Genomic DNA, 19,576 nt, shown 5'->3' with positions numbered 1-19,576 from the left:
CGCGAAGCTGCCGTATTGGTGCTATCCGAGCGGCCGAGGGCATAGACCGCGATTAACACGAAAAATTTAGCGTGACCCGCTGAAAGCGGACCCGCTCGACCTAGCTCCACTTTTCTTGGAAATTCCAGCGTCGGAGCGAATGCGCCGATGACGGCCCGACCCAACTCTCGATCGCGCCTCCATTGGCAATAGACGAATAGGCAAGGGGTCGAGGTGGAGGGTGATTTTGGGGACATACCGCTGGACGAACTCGAGCCGTTCCTGCAGGACGACCTCAAGCCCTTCGGTTTTGATCCGCTTCGAATAATGCTTGGCGTTCGTACCGGAACGGGCGTGCCCCATAATTTCAGCCCGCATGATCTCGTTGACCCCGTCCACCTCGTAGAACGATGAGCCGAGCGCACGGATGGAATGGATATCAGGCCCTTTGCCCTTGTCGTTCACCTCGACCTCCATACGGTCGGTGATCCACTGGACCATATACCGCCAGGCGCGATCGTAGAATTGAGCACCACCGCGCTTGCTCTCGAATAAGTAGAGTTCGGGAAAGAGCGCAGTGTGGCCTTCAGCCCGGATAGCGGACACGTAATCCAGGAATCCCAGTCGAAGAATTTCGTCATGAAGCGGGAGCTTGCGCCGGCGCGCGATCCGCTTCTCGCCAGCCTTTTCGCCATCCCTGCCGCGGGTTAGATTTTCGCGGATGTAAATATGCGGAACGGGGTGGTCATCGAATACGTCGACGATTTCGAGCCCACAGATTTCTTCCCGGCAAGCGTGGGTGTAATACCAGATTAACGGTGCCCAGAAGGCCGCGTCATGCCAAACATGCGGGCGCGCGCATTCGTCCTTCAAGCGGTTCTTGCCTGCTCCTCCACCTAAGTAAAGCGGCGAGCGGAAAAGGCATTCGAGCTCTTCCTTCTTCCACGGCGGGCGAAGTTCGGCATTCTCGTCTTGTTGTATTGCAACCGTCGCACCGGCGAAATCCATGATCAGGACGTTGTGAATGCGCGGCTTCCACGACGTGAGCGCGAGGTGCTTGGCGACCGTGCTCATGGTGCTGAGGTCACGATTGACTGTTTTAAGGTTCCGGGCCGTGGCCGGAGTGATGGGGGCGACTTCGCTGATAACGTCCTCGAATGGCCTGGACATGGCGCCCTTCTCTGGGCTCCCGAAACGAAACGTAGACGGGCGGCGGTTCAGCCCGTTCTTGAACCGGGCGACGTCACGATGGTCATACGTCCCGAGCTCACGATCGCCGGTGATCCAGGCGAAGGACTGCATTATCCGGCGCTGTTGTTTGAGGTCGCCTTTCCAGACCTTGTCCTGTTTGAGCTCAAATAGGACGTCCTCGATAATCTCGCTGAACTTGCGGTTATCGTAGATCGCGAACGGGCATTCCGTAGGCGGTGCGGGCGAGGGCAGGTTCGTTTGTGCGACCGGCGCAGCGACGCCTTCGGCACCCGCCAGCAAGGCCGCTACAGCGGGAGGCAATTCGCCCAGATCGGCGGTCGTTGCCCGCATGGGATCAGCGGCATCGAGAACGTCGTTGTCGAACATGCGCTGCGCCCGTGTGCAAGCCGATGCGCCAGCCCGGATCAGGTGTGTGCGCGCAGCAGCAATGTTGGCGTCGCTGGTCGTCGCACCGATCGCTTTCGGGGCCGAAATTACGTATTCGTCAGAAAGCGCATCGCGTATCTGATCGACCAGCGGGCGTGCCCACTCCGGTGTCACGTCATTTTCGGCTGTTTCCCGATTGGCGGCGTCGAGCTTGGCCCTCTCGAATGCATCCATATCGTGACGCGGATTGGGAAGGCGAAGCTGCCGGTATGCTTCGCCGTGCCGGGCAGCCTCTTCAATCACCGAGGAAGACCAGGGGGCATCGGCATACGCATCCGATAACCAAGAGCCGAGCTGCTGCTCCAACTCCCGGCGGAAAATGGCCTCGATCTCGACGCCGGTCAGGTTGCGCTGGCCTTCCAGCATGGTCTTCACGTCCGCCCTTACAATTACGAAACGCGCCGCCAGGATCGCTACGCGCTCACGCGCGGCGCCCGGATCGGCAGTCTGCAACGCCAAGGTTAGCGGTTTGGAGATAATATTTCGGAAATGGATCCGGCGGCGGAAGGAATAGCGGCCCTCGATCCGGATGGTGAAGGGTATGCGGCTCATCGATAACGACCTTACCGCACGTGCTACCGCTATGTGTGTTGGTCGTGTGACCAACACCGGGCGGAAGCCCATGCTAAAAGGCGGAAATCTGCGGCTTAGCGCGCTAAAATGGTCGGGGAGAGAGGATTCGAACCTCCGGCCCCTGCCTCCCGAAGACAGTGCTCTACCAGGCTGAGCTACTCCCCGACCGGTGCGTGGCGGGGTGTCCCCCCCCGCGAGGCAGAGCGCGCCTATAGGAGGCGCATCGGGCACTGGCAAGCGCCTCTTTTGCGCGTATCGTCCTGCACGACGAGCGGAGATATTGCGTTGCGAAGGCCGCGCTGTCACTAGAGCGGCGATTTGCGCGTGCTCGGATGGTGGGGCGAACGAAACATGACGATCGTGATTACGGGGGCGGCGGGCTTCATCGGATCGGCCCTTGCCGAGACGCTTCTTGCCCGCGGTGACAACGTTCTGGGTATCGACAATCTGAACGACTACTACGATCCGCAGATCAAGCGGGACCGGTTGGCGCGAGTGCAAGGCTCCGCAGGTGGCAACAGGTTCGCCTTCGCCAACTGCGACTTTTCCGACATGGCCGCGCTGAAAACTGCGGTAGGAGACCGGAAGATCGAGGCGATAGTTCATCTCGGCGCCCAGGCGGGAGTGCGTTACTCGCTCGAGAACCCGGCCGCCTACATCCAGTCGAACCTCGTCGGTCATGCGAACATGTTGGAGATCGCGCGGCACAGCGAGGTTGGTCACCTGGTCTATGCCAGTTCGAGTTCGGTCTATGGCGGTAACGACAAGCTGCCTTTTTCCGTGGACGACAGGGTCGATCACCCGCTTTCGCTTTACGCCGCGACGAAGAAGGCGGACGAGTTGATGAGTGAAACCTACGCGCACCTCTATCGCCTGCCGCAGACCGGTCTTCGCTTCTTCACCGTGTACGGGCCGTGGGGGCGGCCGGACATGGCGATGTGGATCTTCACCCGGAAAATCCTCGCGGGCGATCCGATCCCGGTCTTCAACAAGGGTGAGATGTGGCGCGATTTCACCTTCATAGACGACATCGTCGCCGGAGTGGTTGCAGCGCTCGACAAGCCGCCGGCGGACGACGGTCTGGTCAAAGCGGGCGGTTCTTCGAAACCGCACGCGATTTACAACATTGGCAACAATCGCTCCGAAAAGCTGACCCGCGTGATCGGCCTGATCGAACAGGCGTGTGGCCGGAAGGCAGAGATCGATTATCAGCCCATGCAGAATGGCGATGTTCAGCGCACCTACGCCGATATCGACGCGATCAGGAATGATCTGGGTTACGAACCTACGACCGGCATCGATGTCGGCATACCGCGCTTCGTCGATTGGTACCGGGACTATCACGGCTCCTGATCGCGCACGCAGTTTGGCATGCGTGCCCGCGCGGTGCTAGCGCCCCCGATCATGAACGATTCTGCCGGCCGTCACTACGAGTGGCAATATCTCGATCTGATGCGCCATGTCTGGGAGCATGGGGACGAGCGCATGGATCGCACCGGCGTGGGTACGCGATCGGTCTTCGGGACGATGTTGCGCTTCGACCTTTCCGGCGGACGCGTTCCGCTCCTCACGACGAAACGCGTGTACTGGAAGGCGGCGGCACGCGAAATGCTCTGGTTCCTTACCGGCAGCACCAACATTCGTCCGCTGCTGGAACAGGGCGTCACCATCTGGAGCGACTGGCCGCTTGCCCGCTACCGGCGAGAAACCGGAGACGCCATCGCGCAGGAAGACTTCGAGGCGCGCATCGTGGCGGAAGAAGACTTCGCGCGGCGCTGGGGCGATCTCGGTCCCGTCTACGGTAAGCAATGGGTCGATTGGCCGACCTATCGGTATGGTCCCGACGGTCGGTACGAAAAGGGGCCGGGCATCAACCAGGTGTCGCAGGTGATCGAGAGCCTGAAGGCCGATCCCGGCGGCAGGCGGCACATCATCGAAGGCTGGAACGTCGCCGAGCTGGACAGGATGGCGTTACCGCCATGCCACAAGACCTATCAGTTTCACGTAATCGGGAGCGGAAGGGACGCCCGGCTCAATTGCCTGCTCTACCAGCGCAGTTGCGATGTCGCTCTGGGATTGCCGTTCAACCTTTTCGGGGCGGCGATGCTGTGCCGGATGGTGGCGGCGCAGACAAGTATGCGCCCCGGGGAACTGATCTGGGCAGGAGGTGACACGCACCTCTATCTCAACCATGCGGAGCTTGTTCGAACACAGCTTGCCCGGGAACCGGCGGGCGAGCCGCGGCTTGCCCTTGTGAGAGTTCCGGAAACCATCTTTGATTACCGGTTCGAGGATTTTGCCGTCACCGACTATGCGCCGCAAGGGCCGATCAGGGCGCCGGTCGCGGTCTAGCAGGCGATTGACGGTTTCAGGCGAAACTAATAGAGTTGCGCCTGCTTGAAAGATTTGTTTCGGGAGAGAGCGAGCATGGCAGACAGCACGGACATCGCAGGGCACAATCGCCCGCGGCTCGCGCTGCATGTACCCGAACCGAAATACCGTCCAGGCGATACGGTCGACTTCAATCATATCGAAACCGGCGAGGCGGGCGCGCAGCCACGTCCCGACGAGACATGCGAGGCGCGTGAGACGTTCCCGCTATGCGATGACCTCATCCGCGTGCTGGGCGATGACGACCGGGCGCACGGTCCGTGGAATCCCGGTCTTGCGCCCGATACGCTGCGAACCATCCTGCGCGAAATGGCGCTTGTGCGGGCCTTCGACACCCGTCTTTATCGCGCGCAGCGGCAGGGCAAGACCAGCTTCTATATGAAATGCACCGGGGAGGAGGCGACCAGCGTAGCGGCCACGCATGCGCTGGCTGCGGACGACATGATCTTTCCCTCCTACCGTCAGCAGGGCTGCCTGATCGCGCGGGGATACGACCTCGTGGAAATGGTCAACCAGATCTATTCGAACAAGGGCGACAAGCTGAAGGGCCGCCAGCTGCCGATCATGTATTGCTCGAAGCGATTGAGCTTTTTCTCGATCAGCGGCAACCTCGCCACGCAGTACCCGCAGGCGGTAGGTTTCGCCATGGCGAGCGCGATCAAGGGCGACAGCCGGATCGCCGCCAGCTGGCTGGGGGAGGGGTCCACTGCCGAAGGAGACTTCCATTCCGCGCTGACCTTTGCTGCTGTCTACAATGCGCCGGTTGTCCTCAACGTCATCAACAATCAGTGGGCGATCAGCAGCTTTTCCGGCTTCGCGGGTGCGGAGCGGGCGACCTTCGCCGCGCGCGCCATCGGCTATGGCATCGCCGGGCTTCGGGTGGACGGAAACGATCCGCTTGCCGTGTTCGCGGCGGAACGATGGGCGGCGGATCGGGCACGCTCCAACGCCGGCCCCACGCTCATCGAACACTTCACCTATCGTGCCGAAGGCCATTCCACTTCGGACGATCCTGCAGCTTATCGCAGCGCGGAGGAGCGGAGCGAGTGGCCATTGGGCGACCCGATAACCCGTCTGGCGAACCACCTCATCGCGCTTGGCGAATGGTCGGAGGAACGGCAGGAAGAAATGGACGCCGAAATAGATGCCGAGGTCCGCAAAGCCGTGAAGGAGGCGGAGAAGAACGGCATCCTCGGCCATGGTCTTCATCATCCCGACCGAACCATGTTCGAAGACGTGTTCGAGGAGCTGCCCTGGCATCTGAAAGAGCAAAGCAGACAGGCAATTCACGAACGCGAAGTCAAATATCCCGAAGGCAAGGATTGGTGAGCGCGGTGAGCGAGACCGAAACCGGGGGTTCCGCCGTCGTTGACGCCGGCGCCGAAGAAACGAAGCAGATGAACATGATCGAGGCGATCAATTCCGCGCTCGATTGCATGCTGGCGAAGGATGACGACGTTATTCTGCTGGGCGAGGATATCGGCTATTTCGGCGGCGTGTTTCGCTGCACCGCCGGATTGCAGGAGAAATACGGCAAGACCCGCGTGTTTGATACGCCGATTTCCGAATGCGGGATCATCGGTGTCGCTGTCGGCATGGGTGCGTATGGCATGCGGCCCGTCCCCGAAATCCAGTTTGCCGACTACATCTATCCCGGCCTCGATCAGCTCGTTAGCGAGGCGGCGCGGCTGCGCTATCGCTCGGCGGCCGAATTCATCGCGCCCATGACCGTGCGCAGCCCCTTCGGTGGCGGTATTTTCGGGGGACAAACCCACAGTCAGAGCCCCGAAAGCTTTTTCACTCATGTGTCGGGTATGAAGACCGTCGTTCCGTCGTTCCGTCGACCCCCTACGACGCGAAGGGCCTGCTGATCGCCGCGATCGAAGACAACGATCCTGTCATCTTCTTCGAGCCAAAGCGCATCTACAACGGCCCGTTCGACGGCTATTACGACAAACCCGCCAAACCGTGGAAGGGTCAACCCGCAGCGCAGGTACCCCAGGGGTATTATCGCATCGAACTCGGCACGGCTAACATCGTGCGCGAAGGCGCGGCGATGACCGTTCTCGCCTATGGCACGATGGTCCATGTCGTGAAGGCCGTCTGCGAGGACAAGGGCGTCGATGCGGAAATCCTCGACCTGCGCACGCTCGTGCCGCTCGATATAGAGCCTGTGGAAAAGTCGGTGAAGAAGACGGGGAAATGCCTGATCGTCCATGAGGCGACGCGCACTTCGGGCTTCGGCGCCGAGCTTTCCGCGCTGGTTACCGAGCGCTGTTTCTATCACCTCGAAAGCCCGGTCGAACGGGTCACCGGTTTCGACACGCCCTATCCGCACAGCCTCGAATGGGCCTATTTTCCCGGCCCGGTCCGCATCGGCGAGGCTATCGACAAGATGCTGGAAGACTGATCGCCATGACAAAGTTCACGTTCAACCTCCCCGATATCGGCGAAGGGATTGCGGAAGCGGAAATCGTCGCCTGGCACGTAAAGCCAGGTGATACCGTGGAAGAGGATAGTCCGCTCGCCGACATGATGACCGACAAGGCGACGGTCGAGATGGAAAGCCCCGTGGCGGGGAAAGTTCTCGAGGTTGCCGGCGAAGCTGGCGATACGGTCGCAATCGGCGGAATGCTGGTGGTCATCGAGGTCGAGGGCGAGGTGCCCGATGACGTGGCGGAGGAAAACAAGGCGGCGGCCGAAGACGGGGGGCGCGACGCGAGTGAAGCCGACGCCCCGGCGCCCAGGTCCGACGAAGTCGAGAAGCGGATCGAGGTGGAAAATCCCGACCCTTCGGACCCGGAGGATGCGAAACAGGCGGCAGAGGAGAGGGAAGCGCCATCAGCGACCAACTCCGGCCAGAACACGAGCGGCGCGACGTCGCAGGCGGGGCCAGACTCGCACACGAAGGTTCTCGCGTCCCCGGTAGTTCGCAAGCGCGCGAAGGATCTGGGCATCGACCTTGCCGAGGTAAAACCCCAGGCCGACGGACGCGTGCGTCATGCCGATCTGGACGCCTTCATCAGCTACAACGGCGGATTTTCCGGCAGCGCGGCTTCCCGTTCCGATCAGGAAATAAAGGTCATCGGCCTGAGGAAGCGCATCGCCGAAAACATGGCCGCGTCCAAGCGCCATATTCCTCATTTCTCCTATGTCGAGGAAACGGACGTCACCGCGCTTGAGGAAACCCGCGCGCAGCTTAATGCCGACCGTCGGGATCGTCCCAAGCTGACGATGCTTCCGCTACTCATCACAGCTATCTGCCGGACCCTGCCGGACTTCCCCATGATCAACGCGCGCTACGACGACGAAGCGCGCGTTGTCACCCGCCACGGGGCTGTGCATCTGGGCATGGCGACCATGACCGATAACGGCTTGATGGTGCCCGTCATTCGCAACGCTCACACCATGAACTTGTGGCAACTGGCGCGCGAGATCGCCCGATTGGCCGAGGCCGCGCGCGAGGGCAGCGCGAAGTCGGAGGAACTGTCCGGCTCTACCCTGACCGTGACATCGCTGGGGCCGCTGGGCGGCGTAGCGACGACGCCGGTGATCAACCGGCCGGAGGTGGCGATTATCGGGCCGAACCGCATCATCGAGCGCCCGATGTTCGTAACCGATGGTCAGGGCGGCGAGCGCATCGCGAAACGCAAGCTCATGAACATCTCGATCAGTTGCGATCACCGGGTCGTTGACGGCTACGATGCCGCCGCTTTCGTTCAGGAACTCAAGAAGCGGATCGAGGCGCCCGCGACTATTCTAGCCGGATGATTTTCGCGCGTTCGCGCCGGGTTTTGCGCGGACGTAAAAAAGGGCGGCGAGGTCAGTTGACAGCCTACCGCCCCTGTCTTAGAGGCGCGCTTCCCAAGCGGTGCAACGCCTCTTGCAAGGCGGCAAGTTTTGCGGGTGTAGCTCAGTTGGTTAGAGCGCCGGCCTGTCACGCCGGAGGTCGCGGGTTCGAGTCCCGTCACTCGCGCCACTTGGGATCATTCGCCAATTCACGTCTGATGGCGGTCGCATGCATGGGCGCTGCGCCCGGCGACCTTGCTTTTGCGGATGGTTCCGTCGCAACGCGGACATTTTGCGCCATCCTCGCGGCTGCCGATCAGCCAGCTTCGCGGAAGGTCGTCGTAATCAGCGTTCACCTCGCAAACGCGGGTCAGTATCCTGCGCATATCGGCGTACATATCGCCGATCGTCTTTCCGGACAGGTCCGATGCCGTCCGATCGGGTGCGACACCCGTTTGAAACAGGATCTCGTCTGACCAAAGATTGCCGATTCCGGCCAGTTTGTGCTGGGCCATCAGCGCGCCCTTGATCGTTCCGTTCGTGCCGCCGATGACGTTCAGAAAGTCTTCGCGTGACATGTCCAGCGCATCCGGGCCGAAGCCGATGCGTTCGATCTCTTCGCCCGGTGAATCCACTACCCGTACCCAGCCAAGCTTTCGCGGACAGCGATAGGCAAGCCGGCGCGTACCTTCGAAGCGGATCAGGAACTTGGTATAATCGGGCGCGTCGCGTTCGTCCGCGTCGAAAGGGAGAAGCTTTCCGGTCATGCCCAGATGCACGCAAATCCAGGGACCAGTCTGTGACCCTGCGAAGATCAGCTTTCCGTGGCGATGCGTTTGGGTGAACTGCCGCCCGGCCAGACGGCCGAGCTCGTTATCGCCGGGAAGCTCGATGTAGCTGATGTCCTTACCGAGCGTGGCTTCCTCGATCGTGCGATTGAGGCATTGTTCTGCAACACGACGGCGATTGGCTTCCGCTTCGGGGAGTTCGGGCATGTTGCCCAAACGTCAGCCCCAGCGACCGGTTTCCATCCAGATGAGAAACCGACGCAAGGGCAGCAACCATGCGACACCGAGGATAAGGTAGATCGCGGTCTGCGCCAGGACCGGCCAGTCACCGATCAGGGGAGGAGCGAACAGCGCGACAAGGGCCCCGTAGATCGCCAGTCCCAGGCACAGGCCGAGAATGCCCACCGGAATACGCCAGTTCGGTTCCTGCCTCATGCGAATGGTCCGTAGATGCGGCTTGGCGTCACGATGGCGGTCAGACTGACGTCGTGCTCCTCGAGGGGAAGCGCCTCGATCCTTTGAACGTCCCAGGCAAGACCGATGGCGGTCGTTCGGGGATGATCGGCAAGCCATCGGTCGTAGAAGCCGCCACCCTGTCCAATCCTTTCGCCGCGCTCCGTAAATCCCAGAAGCGGCACGAAAAGCACATCGGGCACGATCTTTTCTGCATCCGGTGCGGGTTGCATCACGCCGAACGGACCCCTCTCCAGATCGGTTTCCGAGAACGGATCGGTATGGCGGCGGAAACTCATCTCTCCGTCGCCATCCTCGATACGGGGTAGCGCGATGACATGTCCTTCTTCGAGGAAGAACCGGGCATAGGAAGCGGCGGGCGCCTCGCCTTTAAGAGCCCGGTAAAGACCGACGCTGGCCCCCCGGGGCACGATTTCGCGAACCGGGGCGGGCGGTTGGCGGAAAACCAGCGCCGATACGCTGGCGGGCAGCGCGGCAGCGTGTTCGTCGCGCGCGGTTCGGAGATGCTGTCGGATCGCGGCCTTGCTGTCTGTATCGCTCACGCTCGGGCCTTCTGTTCGAAAGTGGCGGGACCACCATGGGTCGTTTGCCGGGAGAATCCACTGACGCCTAAGGGTCAGGTGGGTGCCGTATGCCCCGACCCCACGGCCGAACCGGTGGGCCAGGGCAGGGACAGCTCCCTTGGATTTGCTTATAGCCTCAGGGATATCGAAGGCTCGTGCCGGGCAGTCCCGCCGAGTGTCTATCTAGGACGCCGCTACGCCGTTCTCAAGCCGTTCCGCCAGCAATTCCAGCCGTTCGGCCAGCTGTTCGAGGCGGGCCGTCTCGGTTTCGTCGATCGCTGCCGCAGGTGGGGGCTGTGCCGAATGGACCGACGCAGACGCACCAGTCTGCGCCTCGTGCAATTCGTCAGCCAGCAGCAGCGCGGCGAACAGCAATGTCCGCTCGGCCGTCTGACCCGTCACCCCCTGCTTGGCGAGTTTCGCTTTTATCGATTCGCCCAGCGCCTCGATATGTGCTTCCTCGCCCGGCGCGCAGGCAATGGTGTAGCGACGACCGACGATTTCCAATGTCACGTTGCTCACGCAATCACGCCCCAGCTTCCAGTTCCGCGATCAGGCGATCGATCCGTTCCAGCGCTTCACCCGCTTCGCTCTTGAGGCTTTCGAAACGGAAGCGCAGCTGCTCGTCTTCCCTGCTCGCGGCAGCCTCGATCCGGTCGGACGCAGCAGCAATCCGGTCGAGCGCCTGCGCGATGCGGTCCTGTACGTCCATGTCGAGTAGGCTAGCGAATATGCGGGGAACGGCAAAGGCTTGACGCCGGAAGCTGTGAATAAACCGCAACCTGGCGACCGTGCGGCGGCCGGCCCGGCGCGCCCTCTGGAGGCCTTCGGCTTGACCTCGCACCCGTGCCCCACCACACACGCGCCAGACGAATCGCCCCCGCGGCGGCCCCATCCAGGCCGCGCCCTCGTGCGACGGAGAGAGCATGACCGAGCACCCTGACCGCTTTGCCGGCATGGCCAATTCCATCCGCGCCCTTTCGATGGACGCCGTGCAGCAGGCGAATTCGGGACATCCCGGAATGCCGATGGGCATGGCCGACGTCGCCACGGTTCTTTGGACCGAGTATCTCAAGCACGATCCCGCCGCTCCGGGCTGGGCCGACCGCGACCGCTTCGTGCTGAGCGCCGGGCATGGATCGATGCTGATCTATTCGCTGCTCTATCTGACAGGGTACGAAGCACCGACGATCGAGGACATCCGCAATTTCCGGCAACTCGGCTCGCCTTGTGCGGGCCATCCGGAAAACTTTCTGCTGGAAGCGGTCGAGGCGACTACCGGGCCGCTTGGACAGGGCGTGGCGATGGCAGTCGGCATGGCCATTGCCGAACGGCATCTCAACAGCGAATTCGGCGACGCGCTGGTCGATCATGATACGTGGGTTATCGCGGGCGACGGCTGTCTCATGGAGGGGATCAACCACGAGGCGATCGGCCTTGCGGGTCATCTGAGCCTGGGACGCCTCAATGTCCTGTGGGACGATAACCGCATAACCATCGACGGACCGACCGATCTCTCGACGAGCGAGGACATCAAGGCCCGCTATGCCGCGACCGGCTGGCACGTCACCGAATGCGACGGTCACGATCCAGTCGATATCCGGCGTGCGCTGGACGAGGCGAAGGCCGAATTGCAGCGACCCTCGCTCGTCGCCTGCCGCACGGTGATCGGCAAGGGCGCTCCCACCATGGCTGGCACGAGCAAGGTGCATGGCGCCGCCCTGGGCGAAGACGAGGTGGCAGCTGCGCGCAAATCGCTGGGATGGACGCACGATCCTTTCGTCATCCCCGATGACATACTCGAAGACTGGCGAGCCAGCACTTCACGCGGGGCATCGGCCCGGTCCGATTGGGACGACCGTCTGGCCGGTTCTTCACGAAAGGCCGAGTTCGAGCGCCGCATGGCGGGCGACCTGCCGGCGAAGTTCAGCCTGAGCGACTACGCCCAGTCCCTGATGAAGAATCCGCAGAAGGTCGCCACGCGCAAGGCAAGCGAGATGGCGCTGGAACAGATCAACGGCCGGTTGCCCGATACGATCGGCGGCAGCGCCGATCTCACCGGTTCGAACAATACCAGGGCCGGGGGCATCGGCGCCTTCACGGCAAAGGACCGGTCGGGCCGCTACATCTACTACGGCATCCGCGAATTCGGCATGGCCGCGGCAATGAACGGAATGGCCCTACATGGCGGCATCATTCCTTACGGCGGCACCTTCCTCATCTTCACCGATTACTGCCGGGGGGCCATCCGCCTTTCCGCCCTCCAGCGGCTACGCGTCGTCTACGTGATGACGCATGACAGTATCGGCCTGGGCGAGGACGGTCCGACCCATCAGCCGATCGAGCACCTGCAAAGCTTGCGCGCAATGCCCAATCTGCTGGTCATGCGCCCGGCGGACGCGGTGGAGACGGCGGAGTGCTGGGAGATCGCGCTGCGCCAGACAAGTAGGCCGAGCTTGCTGGCGCTGAGCCGGCAGGGTCTGCCGCAAGTCCGCAACGCCCCCGAGGACACCGATCAGTGCTCGCGCGGGGCGTATCGCCTCAAGAAAGCCGGCAACAAGCGGCGCGTGATCCTGATTGCGACCGGGTCCGAAGTTTATTTGGCACTCGATTGCGCGGAGCGGCTCGAAAAGGAAGGCGTGGGCGCCGACGTGGTTTCCATGGTTTGCACCGAACTTTTCGATGAGCAGGACGAGGCCTACAAGGCGGACATCCTGCCCAACGTCCCGCCGGAAGACATTTTGCGCGTCAGCATAGAGGCGGGCACGACGTTCGGTTGGGAACGCTATACGATGGCGAACGGTCTCAATATCGGGCTCGACCGGTTCGGCGCGTCCGCCCCGGCAGGGGACCTGTTCGACAAATTCGGCTTCACGGCGGACGCCATCGTCCCGAAAATCATCGACAGCATCAAAAATTAGGCAGGAGTAGGCAGCATGGCGACCAGAGTTGCAATCAATGGTTTCGGACGGATCGGCCGCCTGGTGGCGCGCGCCATTCTTGAGCGCGACGACCACGATCTCGAACTCGTATCGATCAACGATCTCGCCGATACCGAAGCCAACGCGTTATTGTTTCAATACGATTCGACGCATGGCCGCTTCCCCGGCACCGTAGAGACGGGCGACAAGTCCATCTCGGTGAACGGTCACACGATCCAGGTCACGTCGGAGCGCGATCCCGGCAATCTGCCGCACAAGGATCAGGACATCGACATCGTGCTGGAATGCACCGGCTTCTTCCAGTCCGACGAAGCGGCGCGCCCCCATATCGGCGCCGGCGCGAGGAAGGTTCTGATCTCCGCCCCGGCGACGGGGGTTTCGAAGACGATCGTCTTCGGCGTCAACCAGGATACGCTGACGGCCGACGACGATATCGTTTCCAACGCCAGTTGCACGACGAACTGCCTCGCCCCCGTGGCCAAGGTTTGCCACGATACGGTGGGGATAGAGCGTGGTTTCATGACCACGATCCATTCCTACACCAACGATCAGCGCATGCTCGACCAGATGCACAAGGACATGCGCCGGGCGCGGGGCGGCGCGCAGAACATCATTCCCACCACTACCGGTGCGGCGCGCGCCGTGGGTCTGGTGCTGCCGGATCTGAAGGGCAAGCTCGACGGGTCGAGCGTTCGCGTCCCGACGCCGAACGTCTCGCTTATCGACCTCGTCTTCACGCCCCGGCGCGATACCAGCGCAGACGAGTTGAACGAGGCGCTTCGCGCCGCTTCGCAGGGTGCGATGAAGGGGGTGCTGGATTACACGGACCGGCCGCTCGTCAGTAGCGATTTCAATCACTACCCAGCCTCCTCTACGGTCGATTCGATGGAAACGGCGGTTCTCGAAGGCAAGCTGGCGCGCGTGGTGAGCTGGTACGACAATGAATGGGGCTTTTCCAATCGCATGATCGATACGGCGGGCGTCATGGCCGGATTGCTGTAGGAGGATGCGGGGGTATGACGTGAGCGACTTCAAGACGCTTGACGACCTTCCCGACGATCTATCCGGGCAGCGCGCGCTCGTCCGGGTCGATCTCAACCTGCCGATGAAGGACGGGCTGGCGACCGATCTCACGCGGGCAAGGGCCGTCGCACCCACCATTCTCGAGCTGTCAGATCGCGGCGCGAAAGTCTTGCTGCTCGCGCATTACGGCCGCCCGGGTGGAGAGCGGCACTCGACGATGTCCCTCAGCTACGTGCAGGGCGCGCTCGAACGCGTTATCGATCGCGAGGTCATGTTCGTGTCGGAGGTCTTCGGACCGGTCGTCGCACAGGCGGTCGACATACTCGGCAATGGCGACATCGCCATCCTGGAGAACACCCGCTTCTGGCCGGGCGAAGAGGCGAATGACCGCTCCTTCGTCGACGCCATCGCCGAAAACGGCGATTTCTACGTGAACGACGCCTTTTCGGCATCGCACCGTGCCCACGCGACGACCGAGGGGTTGGCGCATGTTCTTCCGGCCTATGCCGGCCGAGCGATGGAAGCTGAACTGAAAGCGCTGGATGCCGCGCTCGGCAATCCGGCGCCGCCCGTGGCTGCGGTCGTCGGCGGCGCGAAGGTTTCGACCAAGCTCGCCGTGCTGGAAAACCTCTCGCGCAAGGTGCAGCATCTCGTGATCGGGGGCGGCATGGCCAATACGTTTCTCGCCGCGAACGGCGTCGACGTGGGCAAGAGCCTTGCCGAACACGATCTGGCCGACACCGCCCGTGCGATAATGAGCGCCGCCGACGCGGCCGGCTGTACCATTCATCTCCCCTACGACGTGGTGGTCGCAAGGGAATTTGCCGCCAACCCTGCTTCGGCGCGCACCTGCAACGTCCATGAAGTTGGCGACGACGAGATGATCCTCGACATCGGCCCGCAGGCGGTCGAGGCCCTGGGCGACGTTCTCAAGACATGCGCCACGCTCGTCTGGAACGGTCCGCTCGGCGCCTTCGAAACCGAACCTTTCGATGCTGCGACCGTCGCGCTGGCCAGGACCGCAGCGGCGCTGACCAAGGACGGTTCGCTCACTTCCGTAGCCGGGGGAGGCGATACCGTCGCGGCGCTTGCCCATGCCGATGTCGCAACGGATTTTACCTATGTTTCAACGGCAGGCGGCGCATTTCTCGAATGGATGGAGGGCAAGGAACTTCCCGGTGTCGCCGCCCTGACGCAGTAGCAGTTCCTTTCCGGGAGAAACGCGCAACTTTCTACAGGTGGACGTTCGGCCCGCAAGGCCATGTTATTGCACAACAAGCGCAGCCCGCTTATCGACCGCGAACAAAACTCGTCACGGATAGGGAGCATCCAGTGAACCACGCCGAAATGTCCGCAATTATCGCCAGGGGCGATGGCTTCATCGCAGCGCTCGACCAGTCGGGCGGTTCCACCCCCAAGGCCCTTCGCGGCTACGGCGTGGGAGATGACGAGTGGGAAGGCGATGACGAAATGTTCGCCCGTATTCACGAAATGCGCAGCCGGATCATCTCGAGCCCGGCGTTCTCCGGCGAGAAGGTTATCGGCGCGATCCTGTTTGCGAAGACGATGGACGGCGAGGTGCAGGGCAAGCCCACCCCGCAGGCGCTGCGCGACAAGGGCATCGTACCCTTCATCAAGATCGACAAGGGACTGAAGGACGAGGCGAACGGCGTTCAGCTGATGAAGCCGATCTGCGATCTCGACGCCTTGCTCGAACGCGCCAAGAAGCTCGGCGTGTTCGGAACGAAGGAGCGTTCGGTCATCCATTCCGCCGATGCTCTCGGCATTGCTGCGATCGTTTCTCAGCAATTCGAAGTCGGGCGGCAGGTCATCTCGCACGGCATGATGCCCATTCTCGAACCCGAATACTCGCTCAAGGCAGACGACCGCGCCGGGGGTGAGAAGCTCTTGAAGTCGGAGATACTGACCCAGCTCGACCGGTTGCCCGAAGGCGACCAGGTAATGCTGAAGCTCACTATTCCAGCGGAAGCGAACCACTACCGCGAACTGGTCGATCACCCCAAGGTACTGAAGGTGGTGGCCCTGTCCGGCGGCTATTCGCGCGAAGATGCATGCCGCGAACTGGCGAAGAATGACGGCATGATCGCCAGCTTCAGTCGCGCGCTGCTGGAAGAGTTGCGGGCGCGGATGGAGGATACCGAATTCGATACGGCGCTCGGCACCGCGATAGAGGAGATCCGCTGCGCCAGCGTCGGCGACTGAACCGCTAGAAGGTCGCTGCGCCGGGGGAATTGGTCCGTATGGGATCATCCAGCAGGTGCGGTGTCCACTGGAAGGTGAAGCGATAGGCGGCCGGATCGATCGTTTCGTCTGCCATGCGACCTGGCTGAACGGCCGTCATCACGAGCATTCCGGACATCGCGGGTACGGGTTTGCCGGGTTCGAGCTCGATGGTCTGCTCGGCGCTGCCGCGTTCGACACGGGTGCGGACCCTGACCGTCCCGGCCTGGATGCACTGCGCATCTACCGGACATCGGCTGTCTTCGATCACCTCCAGGGGGGTGACGCTCACCGCGCCTAGATCGGCGACGTCGCCGATCGCCGCGCATCCTTCGTCGTCGCATTCGGCATCCTGCGCGGTAACGCATCCCGACATTGCGGCGAGTAATCCAGCGGCGAGCAGTGTCTTCAGCATCATTGGACCTCGTCTGGCGACTTGCTATTGGCCGCAACATGAACGCCGCATCGCCGTCTTGCCAGCTCTACCTCATCTCGCCGCTCGATGTCGGCGGAACCTTTCCCGATCGACTCGACAGGGCGCTCGCGGAGGGAGAGGGATTGGCGACCGCTTTCCAGTTCCGCGTCAAGGACATCGACCTGCACGAGGCAGCGCGTCTTGCGCAGCCGTTGCGGAAAATCTGCGCGGCGCGTGAAGTCGGGTTCATCGTCAACGATTCCGTCCCGCTCGCCCGCCGTCTGAAGGCCGACGGGGTGCATCTGGGGCAGACCGATGGCGATCCGCGTGAAGCGCGAGAGGAAATCGGCCGCGACATGCAGATCGGCGTAACCTGTCATGCGAGCCGGCACCTGGCGATGGAGGCGGGCGAGGCCGGTGCCGACTACGTCGCCTTCGGTTCCTTCTTCGACAGTGGAACGAAAAATAGCGAGCATCGGCCTGATCCGGAAATCCTGGATTGGTGGAGCAGTCTGTTCGAAATCCCCTGCGTCGCGATCGGTGGCATCACGCCGTCCAACTGCCGCCCTCTGGTGGAGGCGGGTGCCGATTTCCTCGCCGTATCGGGTGCCATCTGGCGCGGGGACGAGGTGCAGGCCATTCGCGATTTCGCCAGCGCAATGCGCTGATATCGCTGGACCGGTCGGAAACCCTATGGGGTCTTGGCGGTTATCCTCGCAACAGGCCCGCCGCCCCGCAACGAGAGGTTTCCGACATGACCCGCAAGTTTCTGATCCTTCTGTCCGCCCTGCCACTCGCCGCGTGCGGGTTTCAGGGAACCGACATGGAGGACACCGACAGCGATACGGTGGCGCAGTCACAGACATCGACCGACTACGGGTACGACACCTATTCCGACGATAACCTTGCCGATTCGATGGCATCGAACGACGCGGCCTACATGACCGCTTCGCGGGAGGGCGCTTCCACGGCGAGCGAGGGAGAGAACGCCGGACGCTCGAGTGCGGCGATCGACATTCCGGACCCGGAAGACCGCCCGATCATGCATGCCCAGGTCGTGCTGGACCGCCGGGGGTTCGGCCCCGGGGTGATCGACGGCAAGATGGGACAGTCCACGCACAACGCCATCGAAGGTTTTCAGGAGGCCAGCGGCCTCGACGTCACCGGAGACCTCGACGATGCGACCAAGGAGCAATTGCAACGCTGGGACCGGTTGCCCGCAACGCGCGTCGTCACGATCCCGGCAAGCTGGGGCCGGATCGACTATGAGACCATCCCCGACGACCCTTCGGCCAAGGCGGAGATGGAAAGGCTCGGCTACACCAGTCTCGACGAGAAGTTGGCGGAGCGCTTTCATACCACTGTCGATGTTCTGAAGCGGCTCAATCCGGAAGGCCGCCCTGCGGGAATGGATGGGGCCGGTTCGCGGCCTGCCGGTGGCGCCTCCCCGACGCCTTCCGCCAGTTTTTCTCCTTCTTCCAGCGCCAGTAGCGGATCGTCTCGGGATGCCGATACGCAAAGCTATTTCACGGCGGGCCAGCCGATCCGCGTACCGAATATCGGCGCGGATCGCATCGTGCCCGGCGATATCGGCGATCACGACTGGCAGCGTACGCTTGCCTCGCTTGGTGTCGGTACCGAGCAGCCCGAGGTGGCGCGGCTGGTGGTGGACAAGTCGGGGGGCTGGCTGAAAGGCTACGATGTCGATGACAATCTGGTGGCGATGTTCACGGTCACCACCGGGTCGACGCACGATCCGTTGCCGTTGGGCGACTGGGGGATAACCGGGATAAGTCACAACCCGCCCTTTTCCTACGACCCGGACCTGTTCTGGGACGTGCCTGACAGCGAGGACGATCTGCAGCTTCCGCCTGGTCCGAACGGGCCAGTGGGAGTCGTATGGATCGACCTGACGAAAGAGCATTACGGAATCCACGGCACGGGCGAACCCCAGACGATCGGGCGCGTGCAGAGCCACGGCTGCGTCCGTCTGACGAATTGGGATGCCGCGCGGCTGGCGGAAATGGTCGATACCAATACAAAGGTGGTATTCCAGGCCTGATGGCATCACCGTTCGTCGAGAAGGCCCAGGTCGCGGTCATAACCGCGACGCTCGTTTCGGCGGGCTGGATCATCGCGGGCGCCTTCATCATGGACGCACGGGAAAGCGACCGCATCGAGCGCACGATTGAGGCCCGCGAGACGCCGCAACCCGAGGCGACGATCGCGCCCGAAGCCGTTCGCGCGCCCGGTCATTCGATCGAGGCTTCGATGGCGCCCGGCGCCGAGGTCGCGCAACTGATGATCCCCGTTCTCGACGTCAGTGCAAGCGATCTGCGCGATACCTTCGCCGACGAACGGGGCGGGGGGTCGCGACTGCACGAGGCGATGGACATCATGGCTCCGGCCGGCACGTCCGTCGTCGCTGCCGCACCCGGTACGATCGAGCGACTTTTCCTGTCCGACGCTGGTGGCAAAACAGTCTATGTCAGGTCCGAGGACCGCAAGACCATCTATTACTACGCCCATCTCGCCGAATATGCGCCCGGCCTGAACGAAGGGCAGGTCGTCCGCCGGGGCCAGCGCCTCGGGTCCGTCGGATCGAGCGGCAACGCCTCGCCCGATGCCCCGCACCTGCATTTCGAGGTGATGCGGACCACGCCCGCGGCCGAATGGTGGGAGCCGGCGACCTCGGTCAATCCCTATCCGCTCCTGACCCGCCGCGCCGGGCGGTAACGCCCGGCCCCTTGTTAAGCGCCA

The 19,576-nt window shown here is 62.6% G+C and carries 18 protein-coding genes, 2 tRNA genes, 1 other RNA gene and 1 pseudogene; 13 read left to right on the top strand and 9 right to left on the bottom strand.

Features of this window, described 5'->3' with window-relative positions; translation table 11 throughout:
* Positions 1 to 66 precede the first annotated feature (66 nt).
* Entirely contained in the window at positions 67 to 2,169 is a 2,103-nt protein-coding gene (locus EG799_RS01825; protein ID WP_123878027.1) for a site-specific integrase, read from the bottom strand.
* A 109-nt stretch (positions 2,170 to 2,278) separates the two neighbouring features.
* Positions 2,279 to 2,355, bottom strand: a tRNA-Pro gene (locus EG799_RS01820).
* A 186-nt stretch (positions 2,356 to 2,541) separates the two neighbouring features.
* Between EG799_RS01820 and EG799_RS01815 the strand changes: the two genes are divergently transcribed.
* The 6 genes and pseudogenes from EG799_RS01815 to EG799_RS01790 all read left to right on the top strand — a co-directional run bounded on the left by EG799_RS01815 (position 2,542) and on the right by EG799_RS01790 (position 8,560).
* Positions 2,542 to 3,543, top strand: coding sequence for an NAD-dependent epimerase/dehydratase family protein (locus EG799_RS01815; RefSeq protein WP_123878025.1), 1,002 nt, complete (start codon positions 2,542 to 2,544; stop codon positions 3,541 to 3,543).
* Positions 3,544 to 3,594: 51 nt separating this feature from the next.
* Complete coding sequence (gene thyA, locus EG799_RS01810) at positions 3,595 to 4,542, top strand: thymidylate synthase (RefSeq protein ID WP_234028968.1); 948 nt, start codon at positions 3,595 to 3,597, stop codon at positions 4,540 to 4,542.
* Between the two features lie 75 nt (positions 4,543 to 4,617).
* Positions 4,618 to 5,910 (top strand): thiamine pyrophosphate-dependent enzyme, encoded by a 1,293-nt coding sequence (locus tag EG799_RS01805; protein ID WP_123878023.1) that lies wholly within the window; start codon positions 4,618 to 4,620, stop codon positions 5,908 to 5,910.
* A 68-nt stretch (positions 5,911 to 5,978) separates the two neighbouring features.
* Positions 5,979 to 6,991: pseudogene (locus tag EG799_RS01800) on the top strand (alpha-ketoacid dehydrogenase subunit beta).
* A gap of 5 nt (positions 6,992 to 6,996) precedes the next feature.
* Positions 6,997 to 8,352: a dihydrolipoamide acetyltransferase family protein gene (locus tag EG799_RS01795; protein ID WP_123878021.1), complete on the top strand. Its 1,356-nt coding sequence runs from the start codon at positions 6,997 to 6,999 to the stop codon at positions 8,350 to 8,352.
* A 131-nt stretch (positions 8,353 to 8,483) separates the two neighbouring features.
* Positions 8,484 to 8,560 (top strand) — tRNA-Asp (locus tag EG799_RS01790).
* Between the two features lie 19 nt (positions 8,561 to 8,579).
* Here the strand turns inward: EG799_RS01790 and EG799_RS01785 are convergent.
* The 6 genes from EG799_RS01785 to EG799_RS01760 form a co-directional block, all read right to left on the bottom strand.
* Positions 8,580 to 9,365, bottom strand: coding sequence for a DNA-formamidopyrimidine glycosylase family protein (locus EG799_RS01785; protein ID WP_123878019.1), 786 nt, complete (start codon positions 9,363 to 9,365; stop codon positions 8,580 to 8,582).
* 12 nt (positions 9,366 to 9,377) lie between these two features.
* Positions 9,378 to 9,593: a DUF2842 domain-containing protein gene (locus EG799_RS01780; RefSeq protein WP_123878017.1), complete on the bottom strand. Its 216-nt coding sequence runs from the start codon at positions 9,591 to 9,593 to the stop codon at positions 9,378 to 9,380.
* Positions 9,590 to 10,174, bottom strand: a complete 585-nt coding sequence (locus EG799_RS01775) for a 5-formyltetrahydrofolate cyclo-ligase (RefSeq protein WP_123878015.1) — start codon at positions 10,172 to 10,174, stop codon at positions 9,590 to 9,592. The genes EG799_RS01780 and EG799_RS01775 overlap by 4 nt, the downstream gene beginning before the upstream one ends.
* 23 nt (positions 10,175 to 10,197) lie before the next feature.
* Positions 10,198 to 10,367, bottom strand: a non-coding RNA gene (ssrS, locus tag EG799_RS01770) — 6S RNA.
* Between the two features lie 11 nt (positions 10,368 to 10,378).
* Positions 10,379 to 10,717 (bottom strand): cell division protein ZapA, encoded by a 339-nt coding sequence (gene zapA / locus EG799_RS01765; RefSeq protein ID WP_123878012.1) that lies wholly within the window; start codon positions 10,715 to 10,717, stop codon positions 10,379 to 10,381.
* Between the two features lie 4 nt (positions 10,718 to 10,721).
* Positions 10,722 to 10,907 (bottom strand): hypothetical protein, encoded by a 186-nt coding sequence (locus EG799_RS01760; protein ID WP_123878011.1) that lies wholly within the window; start codon positions 10,905 to 10,907, stop codon positions 10,722 to 10,724.
* A 214-nt stretch (positions 10,908 to 11,121) separates the two neighbouring features.
* On the opposite strand from EG799_RS01760, the gene tkt reads away from it, so the two are divergent.
* The 4 genes from tkt to EG799_RS01740 all read left to right on the top strand — a co-directional run bounded on the left by tkt (position 11,122) and on the right by EG799_RS01740 (position 16,383).
* Entirely contained in the window at positions 11,122 to 13,116 is a 1,995-nt protein-coding gene (gene tkt / locus EG799_RS01755; protein WP_123878009.1) for a transketolase, read from the top strand.
* A gap of 15 nt (positions 13,117 to 13,131) precedes the next feature.
* Positions 13,132 to 14,139 (top strand): type I glyceraldehyde-3-phosphate dehydrogenase, encoded by a 1,008-nt coding sequence (gap, locus tag EG799_RS01750; protein ID WP_123878007.1) that lies wholly within the window; start codon positions 13,132 to 13,134, stop codon positions 14,137 to 14,139.
* Positions 14,140 to 14,158: 19 nt separating this feature from the next.
* Positions 14,159 to 15,361 carry a phosphoglycerate kinase gene (locus EG799_RS01745; RefSeq protein WP_123878005.1) on the top strand — a complete coding sequence of 401 codons (1,203 nt, stop codon included), beginning with the start codon at positions 14,159 to 14,161 and terminating at the stop codon, positions 15,359 to 15,361.
* 131 nt (positions 15,362 to 15,492) lie between these two features.
* Complete coding sequence (locus tag EG799_RS01740) at positions 15,493 to 16,383, top strand: fructose bisphosphate aldolase (RefSeq protein ID WP_123878003.1); 891 nt, start codon at positions 15,493 to 15,495, stop codon at positions 16,381 to 16,383.
* Between the two features lie 4 nt (positions 16,384 to 16,387).
* Here EG799_RS01740 and EG799_RS01735 read toward each other — a convergent pair whose 3' ends face one another.
* On the bottom strand, positions 16,388 to 16,819 hold the full coding sequence (locus EG799_RS01735) for a hypothetical protein (RefSeq protein WP_123878001.1): 432 nt from the start codon (positions 16,817 to 16,819) through the stop codon (positions 16,388 to 16,390).
* Positions 16,820 to 16,854: 35 nt separating this feature from the next.
* Between EG799_RS01735 and thiE the strand changes: the two genes are divergently transcribed.
* The 3 genes from thiE to EG799_RS01720 all read left to right on the top strand — a co-directional run bounded on the left by thiE (position 16,855) and on the right by EG799_RS01720 (position 19,552).
* Positions 16,855 to 17,484 (top strand): thiamine phosphate synthase, encoded by a 630-nt coding sequence (gene thiE / locus EG799_RS01730; protein WP_123877999.1) that lies wholly within the window; start codon positions 16,855 to 16,857, stop codon positions 17,482 to 17,484.
* An 86-nt stretch (positions 17,485 to 17,570) separates the two neighbouring features.
* On the top strand, positions 17,571 to 18,878 hold the full coding sequence (locus EG799_RS01725) for a L,D-transpeptidase family protein (protein ID WP_234028967.1): 1,308 nt from the start codon (positions 17,571 to 17,573) through the stop codon (positions 18,876 to 18,878).
* Positions 18,878 to 19,552: a M23 family metallopeptidase gene (locus tag EG799_RS01720; protein ID WP_234028966.1), complete on the top strand. Its 675-nt coding sequence runs from the start codon at positions 18,878 to 18,880 to the stop codon at positions 19,550 to 19,552. The genes EG799_RS01725 and EG799_RS01720 overlap by 1 nt, the downstream gene beginning before the upstream one ends.
* Positions 19,553 to 19,576: the final 24 nt, after the last annotated feature.

This window comes from Aurantiacibacter spongiae (genome assembly GCF_003815535.1).
Taxonomy (GTDB): Bacteria; Pseudomonadota; Alphaproteobacteria; order Sphingomonadales; family Sphingomonadaceae; genus Alteraurantiacibacter; species Alteraurantiacibacter spongiae.
The sequence above is the reverse complement of the archived record's forward strand: the minus strand, read 5'-3'. Positions and strand labels throughout refer to the sequence as shown.

Excerpts from the sequence above, each read along its gene's own strand:
- EG799_RS01825 (WP_123878027.1), bottom strand. The coding sequence starts at position 2,169 with ATGAGCCGCATACCCTTCACCATCCGGATCGAGGGCCGCTATTCCTTC.
- EG799_RS01815 (WP_123878025.1), top strand. The coding sequence starts at position 2,542 with ATGACGATCGTGATTACGGGGGCGGCGGGCTTCATCGGATCGGCCCTT.
- thyA (WP_234028968.1), top strand. The coding sequence starts at position 3,595 with ATGAACGATTCTGCCGGCCGTCACTACGAGTGGCAATATCTCGATCTG.
- EG799_RS01805 (WP_123878023.1), top strand. The coding sequence starts at position 4,618 with ATGGCAGACAGCACGGACATCGCAGGGCACAATCGCCCGCGGCTCGCG.
- EG799_RS01795 (WP_123878021.1), top strand. The coding sequence starts at position 6,997 with ATGACAAAGTTCACGTTCAACCTCCCCGATATCGGCGAAGGGATTGCG.
- EG799_RS01785 (WP_123878019.1), bottom strand. The coding sequence starts at position 9,365 with ATGCCCGAACTCCCCGAAGCGGAAGCCAATCGCCGTCGTGTTGCAGAA.
- EG799_RS01780 (WP_123878017.1), bottom strand. The coding sequence starts at position 9,593 with ATGAGGCAGGAACCGAACTGGCGTATTCCGGTGGGCATTCTCGGCCTG.
- EG799_RS01760 (WP_123878011.1), bottom strand. The coding sequence starts at position 10,907 with ATGGACGTACAGGACCGCATCGCGCAGGCGCTCGACCGGATTGCTGCT.
- tkt (WP_123878009.1), top strand. The coding sequence starts at position 11,122 with ATGACCGAGCACCCTGACCGCTTTGCCGGCATGGCCAATTCCATCCGC.
- gap (WP_123878007.1), top strand. The coding sequence starts at position 13,132 with ATGGCGACCAGAGTTGCAATCAATGGTTTCGGACGGATCGGCCGCCTG.
- EG799_RS01735 (WP_123878001.1), bottom strand. The coding sequence starts at position 16,819 with ATGATGCTGAAGACACTGCTCGCCGCTGGATTACTCGCCGCAATGTCG.
- thiE (WP_123877999.1), top strand. The coding sequence starts at position 16,855 with ATGAACGCCGCATCGCCGTCTTGCCAGCTCTACCTCATCTCGCCGCTC.
- EG799_RS01725 (WP_234028967.1), top strand. The coding sequence starts at position 17,571 with ATGACCCGCAAGTTTCTGATCCTTCTGTCCGCCCTGCCACTCGCCGCG.
- EG799_RS01720 (WP_234028966.1), top strand. The coding sequence starts at position 18,878 with ATGGCATCACCGTTCGTCGAGAAGGCCCAGGTCGCGGTCATAACCGCG.